Below are 21,326 nucleotides of genomic sequence, written 5' to 3'. Positions count from 1 at the left end.
CCCGCCTGACGGCGACCGATCAGGCACCGGGAAGCAGTCAGATGGGGGCTTTCGTCCGCCTTTCGTTCACCTCAAGGAAGAATCGAGATCATTTTCTGCTGCCGAGGGACCGTGGAGCCAGACTCTGGGTAGGTCTTGGGGTCGAAGAGCAAGGGTAAATCCGCCTTCGTGACCAGCAACCGGAAATTGGCGTATGAGGAGCCTGGCCAACGGGCCGCGACCCCAAAGGAGACCCGTGGATTGGGGCCATCGCTCGTTCCGCCCGGCGGTCCGCCCCGGCTAGGGGGCTCCGGACAAAAACCCGGACACCGATGTGTCCAGGAGGGAGCCGGGATGTACGATGTGGAACTGAGGGCGCTGGCCCTCGACGAGCTCGACGGGTCCGGGGGCTGCGTGGCCGCGGCCGCCCGGGCGCTGGGCCTGCCGCCTCCCCCGCCTAGGCACGCGCCCCGACCCCATGTAAAGTCGTCGGAGACAACCTCACGCGACGCAAGGCCCTGGGAGGCCGGGATCTCCAGATGAACGCAACGACAACCAGCGGGGGCGCGCCGCTTCGCCGCCCCGACATCCGCCTGTTCGCCTTCGACCTCGACGGCACCCTACTCACGCCTGACAAGACCGTGACCCCTCGCACCCAGCGGGCGCTGCGCGAGCTCATGGCCCGCGGCGTGGCAGTGGTGCCCGCGACCGGCCGCACCTGGCACGGCCTGTGCGAGAAGGTCATCGGCATGGATGACCTGCGCTACGTGGTGGCCGGCGCCGGGGCCGACGTCATCGACCGGGCGACCGGCGAGTTCCTCTGCCACAAGAACATCGACCCCAAGGTGGCCGCGGGCCTCGTGCGTCGGCTGCTCAAGCCCGGCATCACCGTCTATCTCACGCTCGACGATGAGCAGGGCACGCGCGTGGGCACGTGCGTCAGCCAGGCCGAGTACGAGCGCATCCGCGCAGGCGCCACCTACTGGGACGACCCGCCCGTCGACTTCGACGTGGCTGAGATGGTCGAGCGGCGCGGGGCAGGCGTCGTGAAGGTGGGCCTCCACTACCTGGCGCCCTGGTGCGACGAGGACTTCTACGCGATGGGCCGCGAGCTGGGGCTTGCCTACGCGTCGTCGGGCGTGCAGAACGTCGAGTACAACGCCGGCGGCACGAGCAAGGCCGAGGGACTGCGCATCCTGGCCGGGCGGCTTGGGTTTGGGATGGAGAGCGTCTGCGCGATCGGCGACTCGGGCAACGACTCGGCGATGCTGCGCGCGGCCGGCCTGGGCGTGGCGATGGGCAACTCCACCCCTGACGCGTTCGAGGCCGCCGACGTGCTCCTCAAGCTCACCAACGCCCAAGAGGGCCTCGCCGACTTCGTCGAGCGCGAGCTCCTCGGCAAGGGGCAGGAGACAAAAAAAGCACAAGCGCGCAGCTGGGGCACTAGGATTCGAACCTAGGTAACGGGAATCAAAATCCCGGGTCCTGACCACTGGACGATCCCCCAGCTGCGCGCTGGCCTGCCTAGTGTAGCAGCTCAGGGATGCCATCCGCCACTGCGCTATCATGTTGGTGCAATATCCCACGACGAAAAGCAAACCAACTTCCCGGCACAAGCGGAGGCACCCATGTCAGCTACCGCAATCGTCCTCGCCGCCGGCGAGGGCACGCGCATGAAGTCAAACCACGCCAAGGTCTCGCACCAGATCCTCGGCAAGCCCATGATCTCGTGGGTCGTCGACGCGGCGCTCGCGGGCGGCTGCGACCGCGTCGTGGTCGTCGTCGGCAGCCACGCCGACGAGGTCCGCACCATCCTCGACGCCCGCTACGGCTCACGCGCGGAGGCCCACGTCGAGTGCGTCGAGCAGACCGAGCGCCTCGGCACCGGCCACGCCGTCCGCGTCGCCCTCGAGGCCACCGGCATCGACGCCGGCCCCGTCGTGGTGCTCAACGGCGACCTGCCGCTCGTGCGCCCCGAGACCATCGAGAGGTTCGCCGCCTCGGTCGCGGACGGCGGCGCCGCGGCGTCCATCCTCGCCATCACCCCGCCCGACCCGTTTGGCTACGGTCGCCTCGAGCTCGACGAGACGGGCGCGGTCATCCGCAACATCGAGCAGAAGGACTGCACGCCCGAGCAGGACAAGGGCCTGCTCGAGTGCAACGCCGGCTGCTATGCCTTCGACGGTGCCCTGCTCGCGGCGCACATCGGCGAGGTGGGCTGCGACAACGCCCAGCGCGAGTACTACCTGCCCGACATGCTCGAGATCCTGCGCTCCCACGGCGGGCGCGTGGCCGCGATGCACGTCGACGACTACACCGAGGGCCTCGGCGTGAACTCGCGCGCCCAACTCGCCCAGCTCACCCGCATCGCGCGCGACCGCATCAACGCGCGCCTCATGGCCGAGGGCGTCTCGATCATCGACCCCACGCAGGCCTGGGTTGGCCCGGACTGCACGGTGGGCAGGGACACCGTGATCTGGCCGCAGACCTTCCTCATCGGCGACACACACGTGGGCGAGGACTGCCAGCTGGGCCCCCAGAGCCGCCTCACCAACGTGCGCGCCGGCGACGGCTGCACCATCGACGAGACGGTCGCCATCGACTGCGTGCTCGAGAACGCCGTCGACTGCGGGCCGCGCGCCTACCTGCGCCCCGGCACGCACATGCTCAACGGCTCAAAGGCCGGCACCCATGTCGAGATCAAGAAGTCCACGATCGGCGAGGGCTCCAAGGTACCGCACCTCTCCTACATCGGCGACACCACGATGGGCTCGGGCGTGAACATCGGCGCCGGCTCCATCACCTGCAACTATGACGGCGTGGGTAAGCACAAGACCGTCATCGGCAACGACGTGTTCGTGGGCTCCGACACCATGATGGTGGCCCCGGCCGAGATCGGCGACGGCGCGCTCGTGGCGGCCGGCTCGGTCATCACCAAGCCCGTGCCCGCCGACGCGCTGGGCGTGGGCCGCGCGCGGCAGACCAACATCAAGGGCTGGGCGCACAAGCACCGCGAGGCGCTCGAGAAGAAGTACGGCAGCAAGTAGAGCCGGCGAGCGCGGGGCCGCGGCGGACTTGCCGCGGCCTTTGCACGGCGGCGCCGCGACTTGGTGGTGGGTCTTGCGCCCGCTGCCTGCGGCGACATCGTGGGGACGCGGCACGGCAACACGGCATCCCGGCAAGTAGGCTACGATAGTCCCGGCAAGCGGCCCGGACGCGGGCGGCGGGCAGGCGCCATGCGGCGCCAGACGCAATCAGGCAAGCACGGCAGCGATGGCTCGACACGAAAGGGCGGCACCCACATGTACGAAGATCTCGACAAGCTCGTTCCGATGAAGAAGCGTCTGCGAATCTACACCGGCTCGAGCAACCCCCAGCTCGCCGCCGACATCGCGAAGACGCTGGGCGTCGAGGTCGAGGGCCTCGTGCTCGAGCAGTTCGCCAACGGCGAGATCTACGCCCGCTTCGACGAGTCCGTCCGTGGCTGCGACGTGTTCTTCGTCCAGTCCATCGTGGGCCAGAACGTCAACGACCTGTTGATGGAGGTCCTCATCGTCGCCGACGCGGCCACCCGCGCGAGCGCCCGCTCCATCACCGCGGTCCTGCCCCACTACGCCTACGCGCGCCAGGACAGGAAGGCCGCCCCGCGCGAGCCGATTACCGCGCGTCTCGTCGCCAACCTGCTCGAGACGGCCGGCGTCGACCGCGTCATAACGCTTGACCTGCACCAGGGCCAGATCGAGGGCTTCTTCGACATCCCGGTGAACCACCTCACGGCGCTGCCGCTGTTTGGCGAGTACTTCCGCAACAAGAACTTCGACTGGGAGAACACCGTCGTGGTGTCGCCGGACGTGGGTCGTGCCAAGGCGTGCAAGAAGCTCTCCGACGACCTGGGCTGCTCGCTCGCCATCGCCCACAAGGGCCGTCCGCGCCACAACGCGGCCGAGGTCATGGGCATCATCGGCGATATCGAGAACAAGACCTGCATCATCAACGACGACATGATCGACACAGCCGGCACGCTGTGTGCCGCCATCAAGGAGCTCAAGAACCTGGGCGCCGGCGACATCTACGTGTGCGCCACGCACGGCATCTTCTCCGGCCCGGCCATCCAGCGCCTGAACGACGCGCCCATCGTGGAGTGCGTCGTGACCGACGCCGTGCCGCACGACCCCGAGGAGCTGGGCCCCAAGGTCAAGACCATCTCCGTCGCCAACGAGATCTCCGAGTGCATCTACCACGTGTTCACGGACACCTCGGTCTCCGGCATGGTGGGCGGCAGGTTCAACCTGTAGGCCAAGCGCCTCACTTCCCCGCTCCATTCGGACGGCAAGGGCCGCATGCCTCACGGCGTGCGGCCCTCTTTGTCGAGCGTCCCTTCGCTGGCCCGTGGCTCACGCCCTTCCGCAGCCTGGGCCAAATCCTGCCTCAATCCAGGCCCCGGCTGGGCCGCCCGCCCGAGTCCCTCGACCCGAAGCCCTCGTTCCAAGCTGCGTAACTACCCCAAACTGCGCCACTCCCCAGTCTGAAACCGCTATTTCGGCGCCGATGGCCCAGCAATCCATCGTCCCGAAGCCGCAATTCTTGCCCACCAGTCAAAACTATCGAGTTTGCTGCAGTTCAATCGCGACTGCCCAAGTATCCCGATATCGCGAACCTCATTTACCAGCACTTTTACAAACGAGAGAGGTCGGTCTACTTGGGCCGTCGCCCCTCGACTGCAGTAAACTCGATAGTTTTGATTCTCAGACCCAAAATACCCTGTGCCCAGGCCACCGCGCCCCGCGCAAAAGGCACCCCAGCCCACCCGCACGCCCACCTCTCCCAAGAATCGCAGCCCCACGCAAGCCCTCTTGGCCAGCTAGCAATCGTCATAGGACCGCGTTACGTCCCAATCACCCCAATTCCAACCCCCACAAGCCCCATCTGCCGGCTAGCATTCGTCATAGGGGCCGCCATAGAGCTCCGCGTGGAGCGCATTGCGTCGCGCGAGAAAGGCGGCCGTGCGCTTCCTCAACTTGAACCCCAGCCTGCTCGAGAAGGAGGGCAGCATCGCATCGAGCAGCTCGAGGTGGGCCATCTGGTGAGGCGTGACCTCCAGCAGCTCGTAGCCCATGCTCTCGAGCCCGGCCCTTCTGCCCGTAGTCACCTCGAACCCCTGGGCGTCGGCGTGAAAGCCCTTGCCCTGCACCTCGAGGATGCGCCTGCGCTCCTTCCAGACCAGGTCGCCGACGCAAAAGCCAAGGCCCGACAGCGCCTGAGCCTCGGGGGAAAGCTGAATCTGCCGGTTGAGGTCCGGCGAGCCGAAGGCCTCGCCACCATGACGCGCGCCCGAGCACAGCAGCATGCAGCACCTCGCCTCCTCCGGCGAGGCGGCACCGTTCCTGACCATCTTTACGGCGGCGCGCGCAACGCCAAGGCCGCGCAACCCGCCCAGCTCGGAAAGCAGGCATGTCAGCTCCTCGACGCTCGTAAGGGGCGGTCGCTTCCAGAGGTCCGTGAGCCTGCCGAGACGGTCGAAGGCCGGCGTCCAGCCAAGCGGGTTCCCCTCCCAGTCGAGAAAGCCAAGCGGCCTGCCCGCGTCGTCGCTGTAGCCGAAGATGCTATCTGCCCCGAAGCTCTCGCGCACCAAGACACCCTGGGAGACCAGGTCGGAAGCGACGAGGTCGATCCGGTCGTTTGATGGCAGCAGCGAGAAGAGGCCGCAGGCCTCGAACATCATCTTTGCAACTTTTACCTTGCTTGCGCCAGTGCCTTGGAGCATGACCGTCAGCTCGGGGGACAGCACGAACAGGCCGTTGCCAAGGTCAACCAGGTGCTCCCTCGGAAGCCGCTTGGGGATGCGATGGGAATGGACAAGCCGAGTTTCGTGCATGCCTGAGGAGTCGGGGACCATCAGGTGGATCGGGAGCGAGAGCCCCTTGAGGTCCGTGAGGATACGCGAGCGCACAAGCCGCTCGACCGCGCGGGCATTGGACCTCCCTGCGATGATTCCGGGTGGCATCGCAAGACCCGCCGGAGCTGGGGCGGTTGCACGGGCGGCATCGATCTCCACGTCCCGCACGAGCGGAGGGACGCGGTGGTACTGCCAAGCCGATATGCCACAGATGATTGCTTCCATATCCGGAAACTAGCATGGGGCCCTCACGTTTCGGGCGCGCGCGGGCTGCCCGTCGGCAGACGGCCCCTTTGGCCAAGGTGAACGACAAGAACCGCAGAAAATGGCCACGTTGAGGCCCAGGAGAAACGAAACTATCGAGTTTGCTGCAGTTCATTTCGGTGTGGCCAAGTAGCCATGGGTTTCCCAGTTACAAACATGCAGGTAGCGAGTTTCCCCCCCGTTACGGGCTACTTGGCCGAGGGCATTTGAACTGCAGCAAACTCGATAGTTTTGACCCTGGACAATGAAAATGGTGCTAAACCTGGCACGAATCGCGAACGACCGCGGGTACGACACGGATTGCAAGCGGCCCCAAACACCCCGGCAGACCACGAGAGCTACCATGATGCTCCCCATGACTTTGCGGGAACCGACGCCCGACGACACACGCAAGGAGCACGCATGCCCACTTCCCAGCCCAAGACGATCCGCATGGTGGCGGGACTCGGCAACCCCGGCGAGGAGTACGCCAACACCCGCCACAACGCGGGCTTTCGCGCCATCGACGAGCTGGGGCGCCGCCTTGGCGCCGGCTACTGGAAGAGCCAGTGCGGCGCGGAGGTTGCCGCCGTCAGGGCCCGCGGCCTCGACGAGGAGGGCCACCCGTGCGTGCGTGAGGTGGTGCTCGCCAAGCCCCAGAGCTACATGAACACGAGCGGTGGCCCCATCTCCAAGCTCTGCGCCGAGTACGGCGTGGCGCCCGAGGAGCTGCTCGTAATCCACGACGAGCTCGACCTCGACCCCGGCGACGTCCGGGTCAAGGTGGGCGGCGGGCACGCGGGCCACAACGGTCTCAAGTCGATCATCAACAAGCTGGGCAGCCGCGACTTCAGCCGCATCCGCGTGGGCATCGGCATGCCGCCGGGCCGCATGCAGGTGGTCGACTGGGTACTCAAGGAATACCGCCCCAAGGAGCTGGAGGAGGGCGCGCAGGCCGCCGTCGACGCCGCCGACGCGGCCGAGCTCGCGCTCGAGCGTGGCGTCATCTTCGCGCGTGACCACGTGAACGGCGCCGGGAAGCCGGGCGCCCGCTAGAGCGAGAAACGGCATGCGGCCGGCGCCGAATCGGGGCGCCGGCCGCAGTCATCCCGGCCCAAAAAGGGCGGCGCCGCGCCAACAAACCGCCCACCAAGAAATCGAGGGCCTGCCAGGATTCCAGGCACCCCACCAGCCCACCGCCTGCCAAAAACCGGGGACCCACCGGGATTCCAAACCCCGCGCCCAGCCTCTCCACCCAGTTTAAATACCTTTTGCGAACAGGTATTATACGCAGGCAATTTACACGATTGAAACTCGTTCAACAAGATAGAATGGCGACTGTGTGCATGGTGCGCAACCATGGCTCGCGCGGGACGGGGCAAAGCCTGCGGGGCCATATCAAGCGTGCGTGGAAGAGCTTTAGGAGAGGAGATCTGCATGTACAAGATCCTCAAAAAGCATCAGTTCTCGGAGAAGGTGTTCGAGTTCCGCTGTGAGGCGCCGCAGATGGCCAAGAAGGCCCATGCCGGCCAGTTCCTCATGGTCCGCGCGAACGAGGAGGGCGAGCGCGTCCCCTTCACCCTCGCCGGCTGGAACGCCGAGGAGGGCTGGATCGAGTTCATCTTCATGGTGATCGGCAAGACCACCGAGATGCTCTCCAAGTTCGAGGAGGGTGACTACATCCAGGACCTCACCGGCCCGCTCGGCAACCCCACCGAGATCGAGGGCGAGCGTGTGGCCGTCATCGGCGGCGGCGTGGGCCTGGCTATCGCCTACCCCGTGGCCCGCACCTTCTGCCAGCAGGGCAAGAAGGTCTCGATGATCATGGGCGCCCGCACCAAGGACCTGCTGCTCCTCACCGACCAGATCAAGCAGCTGCCGCTCGAGGGCCTCTACATCACCACCGATGACGGCTCCGAGGGCGAGAAGGGCGTCGTCACCCTCCCGCTCAAGCGCCTCTGCGAGGCCGGTGCCATCGACGCCGCCTTCTGCGTGGGCCCCGTGCCGATGATGAAGTTCTCCGCCATCACCTGTCAGGAGGAGAACATCCCCATCATCGCCTCCCTGAACCCGATCATGGTCGACGGCACCGGCATGTGCGGCTGCTGCCGCGTCGAGGTCGGCGGCAAGACCAAGTTTGCCTGCGTCGACGGCCCGGACTTTGACGCCACGCTCGTCGACTGGAACGACCTGCGCGCCCGCCAGGGTTCGTATCGCACGGAAGAGGGCATCGCCCTCAAGGCCTACGAGGAGGAGACCTGCGCATGCCACAGGTAAACGGTAAGTACAAGCCCAATATGAAGGCGGACCGCACTCCTGACAACGAGGAGGTCGCCTCCGAGCGTGCCAAGGACTTTCGTCCGGTCGACCGCGGCTTCACCATGGCCGACGCCGTCGCCGAGGCCAACCGCTGCCTCGACTGCAAGAAGCCGCAGTGCGTGCAGGGCTGCCCGGTCAACATCGACATCCCGCACTTCATCGAGAAGATTCGCCAGGGCGACTTCGGCGGGGGCCTCGATATCATCCACGAGGAGAGCATGCTCCCCTCCGTCTGCGGCCGCGTGTGCCCGCAGGAGAACCAGTGCGAGGGCCACTGCATCCTCAACAAGAAGGGCAAGGCCATCGCAATCGGCCAGCTCGAGCGCTTCCTCGGCGACAATGCCGGCGAGCTTGCGCGCGAGCCCGAGGTCAAGCCGTCCAACGGCAAGAAGGTCGCCGTGGTGGGCTCCGGCCCGTCCGGCATCGCCTGCGCCGGCGAGCTTGCCAAGAACGGCTACGACGTCACGGTGTTCGAGGCCTTCTTCACCGGCGGCGGCGTGCTGTCCTACGGCATCCCCGAGTTCCGTCTGCCCAAGGCCATCGTCAAGCGCGAGATCGACGGCCTCAAGGACCTGGGCGTCAAGTTCGAGTACAACAGCGTCGTGGGCCGCATCACCGACGCCAAGGAGCTCTTCGAGGAGCAGGGCTTTGACGCCATGTTCCTGGGCGTGGGCGCGGGCCTTCCCCGCTTCCTCAACGTCCCGGGCGAGAACCTCCCCGGCGTCTTCTGCGCCAACGAGTACCTCACCCGCGTGAACCTCATGAAGGCCGAGAGCTTCCCCAAGTTCGACACACCCACCAAGCACGGCAAGAACGTCGTGGTCTTCGGCGGCGGCAATGTGGCCATGGACGCCGCGCGCACCGCGCTTCGCCTGGGCGCCGACAAGGTCACCCTGGCCTACCGTCGTACCGAGGCCGAGATGCCGGCCCGTCGCGCCGAGCTGCACCACGCCAAGCAGGAGGGCGTGAAGGTCATGGAGCTGGTCTCACCGGTCGAGTTCATCGCCGACGAGAAGGGCTTCGTGAGCAAGGTCCGTCTGCAGAAGATGGAGCTTGGCGAGCCTGACGCGAGCGGTCGTCGTCGTCCGCATGCCGTGGCCAACTCCGAGTTCGACATCCCGTGCGACGTGGCCGTCACCGCCATCGGCACCTTCGCGAACCCGTTCCCGAAGCTTGCCGCCGACGTGGAGCTCAACAAGTGGGGCTACATCGAGACCGACGAGAACGGCCACACCTCCAACCCGAAGGTCTGGGCTGGCGGCGACATCGTGACCGGTGCTGCGACCGTCATCCTGGCCATGGGCGCCGGCAAGAAGGCCGCCCACTCCATGATGACCGCGCTCGAGGGCGACGGTGCCCCCGCGACCGAGGAGAAGGCCGACGCCGTCGAGGCGTAAGGGTTATCTAGCTGGGCTGATAGGCTGATGAGGCGGGCTCGGATGATGCGTCCGGGCCCGCCTTTTCTGTGAGTGGAATGTGGGGCGCGTGCGAACGAGTCGCCCGCAGCCCTCCTCAGATGAGGTCCGGCTCAACGAAGCGCTCATGGAGCTCCTCGAAGGCACCGTCCTCGCTACGTGTCTTGAGCACCACGTCGCAGTGCGGCCGCGCGTCGTCGGTGACGTCGATGCCGTGCGCGGCAAGCTCGGGGCGCTGGCGCTCACCCAGCTCGCGGAGCATGGCAAAACCCGAACTGGCAAAGATGACCTTCACGACGTCGTCGGCGCCGAAGAACGATGCGATGCTGGGGTGCCCCTCGCTCGAGACGAACTCGGTGCCGGGCATGCTCGAGAGGTAGGCGCGCTCCGTGGCGTCCGCATCGACGACGAGCATGCGGCCCTCGGTGTTGTAGATGTGCTGGGTGAGGCCCAGCTCACACGCCTGGCGATAGAGGACCTCGGCCGCGTCGTGGTCGATGTGGCAGGTCACGAGGGGCGTGGCGGCCGCGGGTGCGGTCAGGGCTAGGCGGCTTTGGGGCGGGGCGTGGCAGCCGCGGGTGCGGCCGTGGCAGATGCGGCCGTGGCCGCGGCCTCGTCGGCTGCGACGGCGGCCGCGAGCAGGACATCCATCTCGTCTGGCGTCACGGACACGGACTGCACGCCCAGGTCGAGCATGCGCTGGAGCTGGGAGAACGTGACACCCGGCATGACGACGCGCACGGCGAGCCGACCCGCCGTCTCGTCGACCGCAGCCGCCACGAGCTCGAGCGGAAGCGCCCCGCCCTCCGGCACGACCAGCGCAAGGGCGTTGACGCCCGCGCGCGCCAGGCCGCGAACCTGCGTGCGGAGCTCGGCCGTCGTGAGGCCGGCCGTGCACAGGGCCACCGCGGCAAAGGCCCCGTGCGCATGGCATCGCGCGACGACGCGGCGCAGCTGCGGCGAGAGCCACGCGGCGTCTCCCAGGACGGACGCGTCGACGGGGATGTCGAGTTCGTCGACGAGGCGGCCTTCCAGCCGCTCGCCAACGTGCATGAGCAGCGAGTTTCCCGGCCAGCCGAGCACCTGGTCGCACGTGGTGCGTACGCGCACGCGGCCGCGTAGGGCGTCGTGCGCGGCGGTTGCGACCTCGGTCGGCACGCACACGGAGCGAACGCCCAGCTCACGGGCCCTGCGGATGAGAGCGGCAACGTCGAGCGGCGCGACGCCGGTGGGAATCTCGAGGTCGAGGTGGCTCGCCAGCCCTGCCAGGCCCTCGCTTCCAAATGCCTCTGCCTGTGCCGGCCTGTCCGTCGAAGAAGCCGTTACCTGCGTGGATGCGATCATCGTGGTCTCCTTCCACCTGGGTCCCGCGTCATGGCGCCCGTTCCGTGGCGCCCCGTGTCACCTGCAGGATACGGGCCACGCGATCGCATCTCGCCCAACTGGGCCAATTGGTCTGTATGTACGATACAATGCGGACAAAGGTGCATACAAAGTGTGGGCGGAATGGCTGGTCGCCACGACATGGGCCCCCGGGGACCGCAAATCGCCAGACAACCCACGCCGCAAGGACCGGGAGCAGCCATGGACGCACTCGCCCTCATCTCGCACGACGCGCTCGACGAGAGCTCAGGCGTTCCGCTCTACCGCCAGCTCAAGCACCGCATCCTGCAGCTCATTGCCACCGGAACGCTGGGCGCGGGCGAGGCCCTGCCCACCGAGCAGGCCCTCTGTGAGACGTTTGGCCTCTCGCGCGCCACCGTGCGCCGCTGCTACCGGGACCTCGTGGACGAGGGCTACGCGACCCGCCGGCGCGGCCGGGGCTCGTTCGTGTCGCTCCCCGAGGAAAGCAGCCGGCTCGACACCATCTATCAGCAGGTAAGTACCTCGAGCGCGATTGGGAGGTCGGGCGCGCGACCAGGCTCGCGCTTCTTGGGCATCAAGGTGGTGCCCGCGGCGGGAGCAGTCGCGCGCTCGCTGGGCGTCGCCGACGGCACGCCGCTCTGGGAGATCAACCGTCTGCGCCTCGCCGACAAGGACCCCGTCATCCATGAGCTAGCCTACGTGCCCCAAGCGCTCTGCCCGTGCCTGGACAGCGCGAACCTCGAGAGCACCTCGCTCTACCAGTGCATCGCCGAAGAGTCGGGCGAGCTGTCGAGCCGGACCGAGGAATACGTGGAGGCAATCACGCTCGACCGGCGTGAGGCACGGCTGCTGGAGACCTCTCCGGGAAGCGCGGCCCTGCGCATCGTCGCGCGCTCGCTGGGCACCCAGGGCCAGACGCTCGAGACGAGCGTGGGCATCGCGCGGGCCGACCGCCTGCGCGTCGAGACAGCCTACGACATCGACGGCTCCAGCGCACGCAAGGTGGTGGTGTGAGACAAGCCGACGCCCCTCGCGAGGCGTCGGAGCGAGTCAGCTCGGCACCCTTCGCGAGATGCCGGCCAGATCCTACGCGCTCAGCTGCGCGATGAGCTGGTCGACGACCTCGCGGCAGTCCGCGACCACCTTGTACTGCGCCACGCCAAAGATGGGGGCACCCTCGTCCTCGTTCACGGCCACGACGCACTCGGCGCCGCCGATGCCCGCCAGGTGTTGGATGGCGCCCGAGACACCCAGGCTCACCAGCAGCTTTGGCGCCACCGACACGCCCGTCTGCCCCACCTGGTGCGAGTACTCGAGCCAGCCGGCCTCCACGATGGGACGCGTGCAGCCAAGGGCCACCGTACAGCCGAGACGCTCGGCCAGAAGGTCCACCAGCCGGCGCACCGGACCCAGCGCCTTCTTGCTGCCGATGCCGCGCCCCACGACCACGAGCACGTCGGCGTCAGTGATGGAGCCGGCGGTGTCGGCCACCTCGGCCTCGATCACGCGCGTGCGGGCGTGGACATCCGCGTCGAGCGGCACGTCGACCACGGCGCCGGCCGCCGTTGCGGCGTCGACGGAACGCGGCTCGGGCGCCTGGAAGATGCCCGGGCGCACCGTGGCCATCTGCGGGCGGTGCGAGGGGCACTCGATCGTGGCCATGAGGTTGCCGCCGAACGCGGGGCGCGTCTGGAGCAGGAGGCCATGCTCGGCGTCCATCTCGAGGATGGTGCAGTCGGCCGTGAGGCCCGTCTGGAGCAGCACCGCCACGCGCGGGGCCAGCTCGCGGCCAAAGTTGGTGGCGCCGTAGAGGATGACCTCGGGCTTGCGCTCGTGCGCGAGGGCCACGAGCCAGTCGGCGAAGACCTCGGAATTGGGGTGGGCCAGGCGCTCGTCCCGCGTGCGGATGACCTCGTCGGCACCGGCCGCGAGCAGGGTGGATACGGCGTCGGGCTCGGCAGCGTCGGGCACGCCCGCCCCAGACGCGCCGGCCTCCTGCGGCGCGCTCGCATCGGTCCCGCTCCCCTCGCCCAGCACGGCCACGAGCCCGCAGCCACGCGCATCGGCAAGCTCGCGGCCCTTGCCCAGCAGCTCGAAGGCCACCGGCAGGACAGCCCCCTCGCCATCCATCTGGCAGAACACCCAGATGTCATGGTAGGCCGAGAGGTCGACGCCCGCGGCACTGTCCTTCTCGATGGAGAGCGCGCCCACCGGGCACGCGTCCACGCACATGCCACAGCTGATGCAGCCGTCGAGCACGTGCGCCTTGCGGTTCACAACCTCGATGCCGTCGTTTCCGCACACGCGCTCACAGCGACGGCACCCTACGCACTTCTCGGTATCGACAACAAGTCCGCTCATCGTGCGGCCTCCCCAAACACGTCAAGCAGCACGCTGGCCTGCTCGACCGGCGTGCCCGAAAGCTCCACGGCCTCGTTGGTGCGCTCGGGCACGAACGAGCGAACCACCTGCGTGGGCGAGCCGTCCAGCCCGCAGCGCGCGCGGTTGGCACCGGCGGCAGCCGCGTCCAAGACGCTCGCCTCGGCCGCCTCGCCCGCGCGCACACCCGCGATGCTGGGCATGCGCAGGGTCGCGACGTCCTTGGTGAGCGTGAGCACGGCCGGCAGCGGCACCTCGACCGTCTCCGTGCCGCCGTCGACGTCGTGGCGCACGACGAGGTGGTCAGGCGTGGCCTCGAGCATCTCAGAGACGCTCGTGACGCAGGGCACGTCGAGCAGGCCCGCAAGCTCGGGGCCAATCTGGGCCGTGTCGCCGTCAACCGCCATCTTGCCGCAAAGCACGAGGTCAGCTGGTGCGTCCATCTTGCCAAACGCCAGCGAGAGCGCATAGGAGGTGGCCAGCGTGTCCGAGCCGGCGAAGGCGCGGTCGCTCAGCAGCATCGCGTCGTCGGCACCGCGCGCGATGGCGTCGCGCAGGAGGCGCTGGGTGTCGGGGATGCCCATCGAGAGCGCCGTGACGTGGCCACCAAGCCGCTCCTTGAGCTGGAGCGCCACCTCGAGCGCCGCGGCGTCGAACGGGTTCACGACGGACTGCTTGCCGTCGCGCACGATCGTGTTGGTCTTGGGGTCCATGCGCACCTCGGTGGTGGAGGGCACGGCCTTCATGCAGACGACCATCCTCATGCGCGCTCACCGCCCTTCTCCGCGGCCTCGCCCACGGGTGCGGCCTCGCCCACGGTCGCGCCCCCGTCCACATCCAACAGCGCCTCGTCGAAGAGGTTGCCACGACCCAGCTGGCCCGCCGGGTCAAGCTCGCGCTTGAGCCGCGCCATCTCCGCGATGTGCTGGGGGCCGTACATCGTCATGAGGAAGCCGCGCTTGATCTTGCCCACGCCGTGCTCGGCCGAGACGGCGCCGCCCATGCGCGTGACCTCCTTGGCCCAGCCGGCAAAGAGACGCTTGCCGGCGGCAAAGTCGTCGGCGTTTCTCGGCAGCACGTTCACGTGCAGGTGGTTGGCGCCGATGTGGCCCCACGCCGCGCTCTCCAGGCCGCTCTCGGCCAGCGTGCGGCGGTAGAGCGCCACCACGTCGTGGAGGTGCTCGTCGGGCACGGACATGTCGCTTCCCAGCTTGGTGATGACGGGGTCGGTGCGACGGCGCCCGTCGATGAGCATGTTGACGCTCTCGGGCACGGCGTGGCGAAAGAAGCGCTGGCGCTCGCGGTCGACGTCGGTGCGGGCCACCCAGGTGTCATCCTCGCTGGCACCCACCTCGCGCAGGGCGTCCCCCACGAGGTAGAGCTGCCGAAGCGCCGTGGCGTCGTCGGGGCAGTCGAGCTCGACGTAAACGCAGACGACGTAGCGCGCGGGCACGTCGGGCAGGCTCGCGAAGGCGGCGGCGTTGGCGCGCTGCGAGCGCAGGATGTCGAGGGCACCGGCGTCGAAGTACTCGATGGCGGCGGCGTTGGAGAGGCGCGGACGCACGGCCACAGTGAAGTCGAGCGCCGCGGCCTCGCTCTCGAAGAAGCAGCTCACGCCCCAGACCACGGGCGGGTTGGGCATGAGCGCAAGCTCGATCTCGGTGATGACGCCCAGCGTGCCGTCCGAACCCACGAACAGGTCGAGGGCGTCCATGTCGTCGGCCGCGAAGTAGCCCGACGCGTTCTTGGTGTGGGGCATCTGGTAGGTGGGCAGGTCGAGCGTGAGCTCGCGACCGCCCTCGGTCGTGAGGTGCAGCGTGCGGCCCGTGGCGTGGGTCTCGCCCCGGCGCAGGGCTAGCATGTCGCCGTCGGCCAGGGCCACGCGCACCGCGCTCACGTGCGGGCGGGTCGGCCCGTAGTGGTAGCTGCGCGCGCCCGAGGCGTTGCAGGCCACCATGCCGCCGATGCAGGCCGAGGTCTCGGTGGGGTCGGTCGGGAAGAACTGCTCGGGCCCGGCATAGAGTTCTTCGAGTGCCTCGAGGCTCGCCTTGTCCCAGCCGGCCGTGGGGACGGACTTGTTGGCAAGTGCCTTGCGCAGGTTGGCCAGCACAACGCCCGGATGAACCCGCAGGTAGTAGGTGCCATTCTCGTCCCTACGCAGGCCCAGGAAGGCGTTCATGCGCGAGAGGTTCATGACGTGGCCGCCGTGGGGCACCGCGCCGGCGGCAAGCCCCGTGCGCCCGCCCTGCACGGTCACGGGCACGGCGCCGCCGGGCGTGCCGTCCGCGTGTACCGTGCCGTCGCCGTGCAGCTCGCGTAGGGTCTGGCACACCTCGTCCTCCGACGTGGGGAAGGAGATGGTGTCCGCCTCCCCCACCGTGCGCGACTCGTCTCGTACGTACTCCTCGAAATCCGAGGTCAATGGCCGAATCAATGACATGGCACGCACTCTCCCTCTGTGCCCACGCCTGCCGGGACCCCCGCACCCGGGCAGACTCGCTGGGTTACTACGCTATTCCCCCAACGTTGCCGGCGTGTTTCGCACCTGCACCCGGCGACCGCCCCCGGCTTCCCGACAGGCGCCGTTCTCGCCCACGCCCTCCGCCACACTCTTCCCAGGCACTGCCCCCCCTCACCCGCCGCCGCGCCCCACCACCTCGCGCCCAACGTCCCTCCTCTCCCTCCCTCACTCCCACTGCGCGGCAAAAAGCTGCATAATGTTCGAATCAGCAGGTAGGTCATTGTCCGCAACTTCAAGGAGGAGCCGCCGCATGAAGGAGCTCGAGGATCGAATCCGCCAGGACGGCATCGTTCGCGAGGGAAACGTCCTCAAGGTGGACAACTTCCTCAACCACCAGTGCGACGTCGCGCTCTACGAGAAGATGGGCGCCGAGTGGGCGCGGCTGTTCGCCGGCAAGAAGGTCGACAAGATTTTGACGATCGAGGCCTCGGGCATCGGCATCGCGTGCGTGGCGGCCACGCACTTTGGCAACGTGCCGGTGGTGTTTGCGCGCAAGACCGAGTCGATCAACCTCGACGGCGACCAGTACCGCACCAAGATCCGCAGCTACACCAAGAAGCGCGAGTACAACGTCATCGTAGCGAAGCGCTTCCTCAAGAGCGGCGAGCACGTGCTCGTCATCGACGACTTCCTGGCGATGGGCTGCGCGCTCAACGGCCTGCTCGAGATCTGCGGCGAGGCGGGCGCCATCGTGGAGGGGATCGGCATCGCGATCGAGAAGGGCTTCCAGCCGGGCGGCAAGAGCCTGCGCGAACGCGGCTACCAGCTTGAGAGCCTCGCAATCGTGAAGTCGATGAACGCTGCGACGGGCGAGATCGAGTTCGAGTAGTAGCTGACAGGCGGGCTCGCAGGCGGCCATGGCACAAGAGAATCCCAGCTACATCCTGCATGTTTTGGTCGGGGGCGGCACCTCTTCGCAGGAGGCCGTCCCCGTTTGCGTGACGCGCAAGTGCGTACGCAACCTCAACCTGCGGGTTCAGACAGGTGGCAGTGTTGTCCTGAGCGTTCCCTGGCACGTGTCGCGCGAGCAGGCGCAGACGTTTCTGAACGCGCACGCCACGTGGATCGCGCGGACTCGGCGGCGCGTGCTTGCGCGGACCGAGGCGGCGACTCGAAACGAGGGGTGCGCCGGCGGCTACGCCCTCTGGGGCAAGCTTCGCAGGTCGCCGGACGGGTCGGCCGCCTCGGCGGAGGAGCTCGAAGAACTCTATCACGCCGAGATGACCCGGATGCTGCCGGAGGTCATCGAGCGTATGGAGCCGCAGGTAGGAGCCCATGCGAGTGGCTGGCAGGTGCGAGTCATGAAGAGCCGCTGGGGCTCGTGCACGCCCAAGACCGGACGAATCCGCATCAACGCGCGCCTGGCGGCCTACCCACCCGAGTGCCTTGGCTACGTCGTGGCGCACGAGCTGGCGCACCTGCTGGAACCCAGCCATAACCAGCGCTTTCACGCCATCGTAGCTCGTGCGATCCCCAACGAGCGCGAGATTCGCGCGCGGCTGAGGCAGCCTCCGGCGCTTGGGTGAGGTAGCTCGGGCTTGGCTGGACGGGCACCCCGCGAACAAGAATCCCTTTTCTGCCACGAAAACGCAGTTTGTGGGAAACACTCAACAGCCGAAGCTCCCATGACGCCGCACCACATGCCGCCTCCCAAATATGACATTTGAAAAAGACTAGGTAGATTGACTGTCACTTCAAGCTCCAGTTCACACCGCACCACTGTCACACGTCCAATCACCGTGCTCGTCCCGTGCGCCGAAGACATCGTTTCCCACAAACTGCGTTTTCGTGACAGCAATCGCCGAAATCGATCGCAAGCCTTGGCTGGAGGCCTCCCCTCAACTCCAAAAGCGGCAACGGAGACGTACCACGAGGGCCCGTCGCGCTCGGCCTGACAATTCTCCGCTCCAAAACGGGCAGAGAAAACCCAGGAGGACGCAAGAAAGGCTGGACTGGCACAAGCCGGCCCAGGCTGCAGATCACCGTCCTCGCACCGGCCGCGATAGGCTACTGGCATGCTCGAAAGCAGGTCATCCAGCCGGATGGGAGGGCAGACCGACACATGTTTGGGGCCCCATGCTTGAGTTGAAGCGCGTCCTCGCCCTCATCCCCGCACGAGGCGGGAGTAAGGGTCTCCCCCGCAAGATCATTCAAGACCTCGGCGGGCATCCCCTCATCTGGCACAGCATCCAGGCGGCGCTGGGCTCGGCCTACGCCGACGACTGCTTCGCGTTCGCCGACGACGAGGAGATTGCCGAGGTAGCTCGCGCGCGGTGCCTGGGCTCCGTTCCTACGGCCAGCGGAGCTCGCGCAGGGCGGCTCGAAGACCATCGACTGCACGGTAGAGGGCCTGGCACGCCTCGCCGAGATGGGGAGGCGCTACGATATCGTCGTACTTCTGCAGGCCACAAGCCCGTTTCGCACGGCAGCCGACCTCGACCGCGCACTCGAGCGCTTCGAGGGGTGCGGCGAGCGCGGTCTGGTCTCAATCGGCGAGGTGGACGTCTCGCCCATCCTCATGCGCACGATGGCCGCCGACGGCACGCTCTCGCACCTGCTGGCCCAGGGCAGCACGGCGCGCCGCCAGGACATGCCCACGTACTTCACGTTCGACGGGGCCATCTTCATCAACCGCGCCGAGGAGATTCGTCCCGATACGAGCCTCAACGACAGCCCGGTCGGCTGGGTGCTCGACCGCTCGCAGGCGCTCGACATCGATGAGCCGGCCGACCTCGAGGAGGCCCGGAAGATCATCGCCCGGCGCTAGGCACGCAACGGCTCACTTGCGGTGCGGGTCGTGGCCATGCCTTGGCAACACTTGCAGCCCCGGCAGGGCGCCCACGAAGCGCCCGATGCTCGCGACGTTCATGACCATGCCCGACACGGCCTCGAAAAGTGCGAGGTAGGTGGGCCAGTCGCTCGGCACGCCAAGCAGCGCCATCACGCGGTCGGAGTCGAAGGTGAGGCGCCCGAACACGTTCGCCGAGACGATGAGCGGGCACGAGAGCGCCTCGCCCGTGCCCAGCCCCCATCAGGAAGGTCATGAGGCACGCGAACCACAGCATCATCTCGAGGTTGTTGAACAGCGGGCACACGATGGAGCGCTGGATGCCCGTGATCGTGCAATGGGGCCGCACCATGCCGTCCGCGTCGAAAGGGTCGATGGGGACGATCTTGAGCCGCACCGCGAGGATCTCGATGATGCGCAGCGCGCCGTAGAGGGAGATGAGCCAGCTCCGTGGCAATGTTCCTGGCGAGGCACATCGCCACGGAGCAGACGAGCACCGCCACGAGGTTGGCGAAGACCCAGCGGTCGGTGGAGTCGCTCCAGCGGTTGCCGAACTCATCGGACGTGGGGTCCGTGCCCTCGCGCTGCCAGCGACGCTTGAAGGTGGGCGCAACGAACGAGAACGCCAGGTGGTTGACGAGAAAGGACACGAACCCGACAAACAGCCTCGTCACCCGAAAGCGTCGTTCCTGGTAGCTGAGCTTGCGAGCCATGGGATCACCTCGTCAAGCGGGCCGGTGCGGGAGTGTGCCGGCACGTGGCCACCGATTGCGCCATAGTGCTTCAAACGCCCACGCAGGAAAGGCTTTCCCTTGGCTCAGAGCGAACCGGGCAGACAGGCCCTTGTCTGTGGCACGCCGTACCAGCTCATGGGTGCCGTGGCGCTGCTTTTGGAGGGAGCGACGTGTCAGCCCGAGACGTGCGACCTGTACCTGCGCCACGGCTTCGCCAACGCCGCGGCCATCTCGCGCAGGCTTCGCGATGAGCACCTCACGAGGGCGGTCGTCGACGTGGCTCCCGGCAAGGGCGCCAGCCTTGACCTGCGGGGCAGCGAGGCCTCCGTGGCGATGGACGAGAGTGCCCGCGCGCAGGCCACCGGCAGACACGTGCCCGACGCCCCCTATGTCCGCATCCTCTGCAGCTATCCCTTCAACACGGTGAAGGCCCTGCTCCAGGCGTCGCCCGATGCCGAGCTGGTGCTCTTCGACGGCGGTCTCGGCAGCCACGGGGGCGACATCCTGCGCGACAACGGGGGCTCGGGGCCGCCGCGACCCGCCGCGCTCTACGTGAGCGCACCCGAGCTCTGCCACTCGAGCGCAAGCGACGTCATACGCAAGCTCCCCTTTTCGCTGGGTGACCGAAGGCTAGCCGATACGCTCCAGCGCATTTTTGCGGTCGATTATGCGCAGCTGGCACCCTATCACGGCAAGCGCTGCGTCTACCTCACCCAGCCCGTCGACGCCTATGCAGAGAGGGCAGAGATGGACAGGCGCGTGCTCGAGCTGTTTGACCCGCACGAGCGCGAGGTCATCGTACGCCCCCACCCGCGCGACAACTCGCCGCGCGACCCGCGCATCGCCTACGACGAGAGCGGCATTCCCTGGAAGCTCGCCTACAAGTCGGGCATCGTGGGCGAGGGCCCGGTGCTGCTCGCAGGCTGCTCGACCGCGCAGGTCATGCCCCGCATCCTGCTTGGAATCGAACCGCACATCGTGTGCACGGCCGAGCTCTACGCGACGGTCACCGAGCCCGAGGTCATGGCTGTATGGCATGGCCCCATGGACACCATCGCCAACTCGTACGCGCACCGGGAACGCATCCATCGGCCCCGGTCACTCGGGGAGCTTGCCGAAACGCTGGACGCGCTGCTGTAGCGAAGCGGGGACTCCATCAGGCCACCAGCCCCCCCACGCGATCAGTTTGGGCGTTTTCTGCCATGAAAACGAAGTTTGTGGGACAGCCAAAGGACCGCACGCGTCACGCCTCCACGCCACTCGCCCACATCGCTGATAGCTCTTTTGGAAAACGTCAGGTAGCTTCGTTGCCGCCCCAAGTCCCAAGTCGTGCGCAGGCACAGCCGCACGTTCAAACACGCGCCGAGCCCCCAATTGCCCTCAGGATGGGAACTTCCCTTTCCCACAAACTGAGTTTTCGTGACAGCAAACATAAAAATCGATCGCGAGCAAAGCGTACGCGAGCTCATGCAAACCTGGGGCCGTCCAGCAACGCACCCTTCTTCGTCTCCTTGCCTGCCCACTTACGCCCGCCCGGTATCGCGCCCCTCTTCGCCTTCCCGCCTAACCCGCTTACGCCCGCCCAGCAGCACGACCCTCTTCGCCTCTTTGCCCTCCCCGCCAACCAAAACCGCCCACCAGCGGGAATCCGGTGGGCGGAAATGTGACGAATCATACGGATGAAAAC

At 67.4% G+C, this 21,326-nt stretch carries 19 protein-coding genes, 1 tRNA gene and 1 pseudogene; 13 read left to right on the top strand and 8 right to left on the bottom strand.

The features are described 5' to 3' along the window. Positions 1-518 precede the first annotated feature (518 nt). Positions 519-1,439: an HAD family hydrolase gene (locus EFAMC1_RS10515; protein WP_154054220.1), complete on the top strand. Its 921-nt coding sequence runs from the start codon at positions 519-521 to the stop codon at positions 1,437-1,439. On the opposite strand, the gene EFAMC1_RS10510 is transcribed toward EFAMC1_RS10515, so the two are convergent. Continuing rightward, positions 1,415-1,486: transfer RNA gene (locus tag EFAMC1_RS10510), tRNA-Gln, on the bottom strand. The two genes, EFAMC1_RS10515 and EFAMC1_RS10510, sit on opposite strands and share 25 nt — an antisense overlap. A gap of 121 nt (positions 1,487-1,607) precedes the next feature. On the opposite strand from EFAMC1_RS10510, the gene glmU reads away from it, so the two are divergent. Both glmU and EFAMC1_RS10500 read left to right on the top strand, forming a co-directional pair. After that, complete coding sequence (gene glmU, locus EFAMC1_RS10505; RefSeq protein ID WP_154054219.1) at positions 1,608-3,026, top strand: bifunctional UDP-N-acetylglucosamine diphosphorylase/glucosamine-1-phosphate N-acetyltransferase GlmU; 1,419 nt, start codon at positions 1,608-1,610, stop codon at positions 3,024-3,026. 255 nt (positions 3,027-3,281) lie between these two features. After that, positions 3,282-4,274, top strand: coding sequence for a ribose-phosphate diphosphokinase (locus EFAMC1_RS10500; protein ID WP_154054218.1), 993 nt, complete (start codon positions 3,282-3,284; stop codon positions 4,272-4,274). Between the two features lie 638 nt (positions 4,275-4,912). On the opposite strand, the gene EFAMC1_RS10495 is transcribed toward EFAMC1_RS10500, so the two are convergent. After that, positions 4,913-5,983, bottom strand: coding sequence for a hypothetical protein (locus tag EFAMC1_RS10495; RefSeq protein WP_154054217.1), 1,071 nt, complete (start codon positions 5,981-5,983; stop codon positions 4,913-4,915). Between the two features lie 558 nt (positions 5,984-6,541). Here EFAMC1_RS10495 and pth point away from each other — a divergent pair. The 3 genes from pth to gltA all read left to right on the top strand — a co-directional run bounded on the left by pth (position 6,542) and on the right by gltA (position 9,834). Beyond that, complete coding sequence (pth, locus tag EFAMC1_RS10490; RefSeq protein WP_187324668.1) at positions 6,542-7,174, top strand: aminoacyl-tRNA hydrolase; 633 nt, start codon at positions 6,542-6,544, stop codon at positions 7,172-7,174. A gap of 381 nt (positions 7,175-7,555) precedes the next feature. Next, entirely contained in the window at positions 7,556-8,395 is an 840-nt protein-coding gene (locus EFAMC1_RS10485; protein ID WP_154054216.1) for a sulfide/dihydroorotate dehydrogenase-like FAD/NAD-binding protein, read from the top strand. Then, a complete protein-coding gene (gltA, locus tag EFAMC1_RS10480; RefSeq protein WP_154054215.1) occupies positions 8,383-9,834 on the top strand; it encodes an NADPH-dependent glutamate synthase in 1,452 nt (483 codons plus the stop codon). Before EFAMC1_RS10485 ends, gltA begins: the two co-directional genes overlap by 13 nt. Positions 9,835-9,949: 115 nt before the next feature. Here the strand turns inward: gltA and EFAMC1_RS10475 are convergent, their stop codons facing one another. Beyond that, positions 9,950-10,363 carry a hypothetical protein gene (locus tag EFAMC1_RS10475; protein ID WP_154054214.1) on the bottom strand — a complete coding sequence of 138 codons (414 nt, stop codon included), beginning with the start codon at positions 10,361-10,363 and terminating at the stop codon, positions 9,950-9,952. A gap of 32 nt (positions 10,364-10,395) precedes the next feature. Further along, positions 10,396-11,196, bottom strand: coding sequence for a hypothetical protein (locus EFAMC1_RS10470; RefSeq protein ID WP_154054213.1), 801 nt, complete (start codon positions 11,194-11,196; stop codon positions 10,396-10,398). 240 nt (positions 11,197-11,436) lie between these two features. Here EFAMC1_RS10470 and EFAMC1_RS10465 point away from each other — a divergent pair, with 240 nt between their 5' ends. Beyond that, on the top strand, positions 11,437-12,231 hold the full coding sequence (locus tag EFAMC1_RS10465) for a GntR family transcriptional regulator (RefSeq protein ID WP_187324667.1): 795 nt from the start codon (positions 11,437-11,439) through the stop codon (positions 12,229-12,231). A gap of 72 nt (positions 12,232-12,303) precedes the next feature. On the opposite strand, the gene EFAMC1_RS10460 is transcribed toward EFAMC1_RS10465, so the two are convergent. From EFAMC1_RS10460 to EFAMC1_RS10450, 3 genes are read right to left on the bottom strand one after another with little or no spacing between them, the layout of a single operon-like run. Next, on the bottom strand, positions 12,304-13,578 hold the full coding sequence (locus EFAMC1_RS10460) for an electron transfer flavoprotein subunit alpha (protein ID WP_154054211.1): 1,275 nt from the start codon (positions 13,576-13,578) through the stop codon (positions 12,304-12,306). After that, positions 13,575-14,360, bottom strand: coding sequence for an electron transfer flavoprotein subunit beta/FixA family protein (locus EFAMC1_RS10455; protein ID WP_154054210.1), 786 nt, complete (start codon positions 14,358-14,360; stop codon positions 13,575-13,577). The genes EFAMC1_RS10460 and EFAMC1_RS10455 overlap by 4 nt, the downstream gene beginning before the upstream one ends. Next, positions 14,357-16,036, bottom strand: coding sequence for an FAD-binding oxidoreductase (locus tag EFAMC1_RS10450; protein ID WP_154054209.1), 1,680 nt, complete (start codon positions 16,034-16,036; stop codon positions 14,357-14,359). The genes EFAMC1_RS10455 and EFAMC1_RS10450 overlap by 4 nt, the downstream gene beginning before the upstream one ends. A gap of 331 nt (positions 16,037-16,367) precedes the next feature. Here EFAMC1_RS10450 and EFAMC1_RS10445 point away from each other — a divergent pair, with 331 nt between their 5' ends. From EFAMC1_RS10445 to EFAMC1_RS11320, 4 genes and pseudogenes are all read left to right on the top strand, one after another. Next, on the top strand, positions 16,368-16,946 hold the full coding sequence (locus tag EFAMC1_RS10445; protein WP_154054208.1) for a xanthine phosphoribosyltransferase: 579 nt from the start codon (positions 16,368-16,370) through the stop codon (positions 16,944-16,946). A 28-nt stretch (positions 16,947-16,974) separates the two neighbouring features. Further along, entirely contained in the window at positions 16,975-17,643 is a 669-nt protein-coding gene (locus tag EFAMC1_RS10440; RefSeq protein WP_154054207.1) for a M48 family metallopeptidase, read from the top strand. Between the two features lie 550 nt (positions 17,644-18,193). Continuing rightward, positions 18,194-18,400, top strand: a pseudogene (locus EFAMC1_RS11565) (cytidylyltransferase domain-containing protein); the annotation flags it as partial. 85 nt (positions 18,401-18,485) lie between these two features. Continuing rightward, positions 18,486-18,884: a hypothetical protein gene (locus tag EFAMC1_RS11320; RefSeq protein WP_261981878.1), complete on the top strand. Its 399-nt coding sequence runs from the start codon at positions 18,486-18,488 to the stop codon at positions 18,882-18,884. Positions 18,885-18,896: 12 nt separating this feature from the next. On the opposite strand, the gene EFAMC1_RS10430 is transcribed toward EFAMC1_RS11320, so the two are convergent. Continuing rightward, complete coding sequence (locus EFAMC1_RS10430; protein WP_154054205.1) at positions 18,897-19,094, bottom strand: hypothetical protein; 198 nt, start codon at positions 19,092-19,094, stop codon at positions 18,897-18,899. A 65-nt stretch (positions 19,095-19,159) separates the two neighbouring features. Between EFAMC1_RS10430 and EFAMC1_RS10425 the strand changes: the two genes are divergently transcribed. Then, positions 19,160-19,336, top strand: a complete 177-nt coding sequence (locus tag EFAMC1_RS10425) for a hypothetical protein (RefSeq protein WP_187324666.1) — start codon at positions 19,160-19,162, stop codon at positions 19,334-19,336. Positions 19,337-19,717: 381 nt separating this feature from the next. After that, positions 19,718-20,779, top strand: a complete 1,062-nt coding sequence (locus EFAMC1_RS10420; protein ID WP_154054204.1) for a hypothetical protein — start codon at positions 19,718-19,720, stop codon at positions 20,777-20,779. Positions 20,780-21,326: the final 547 nt, after the last annotated feature.

This window comes from Olsenella uli, from assembly GCF_901212675.1.
Classification (GTDB): domain Bacteria; phylum Actinomycetota; class Coriobacteriia; order Coriobacteriales; family Atopobiaceae; genus Parolsenella; species Parolsenella uli_B.
This window is presented reverse-complemented; position numbering and strand designations above follow the sequence as displayed.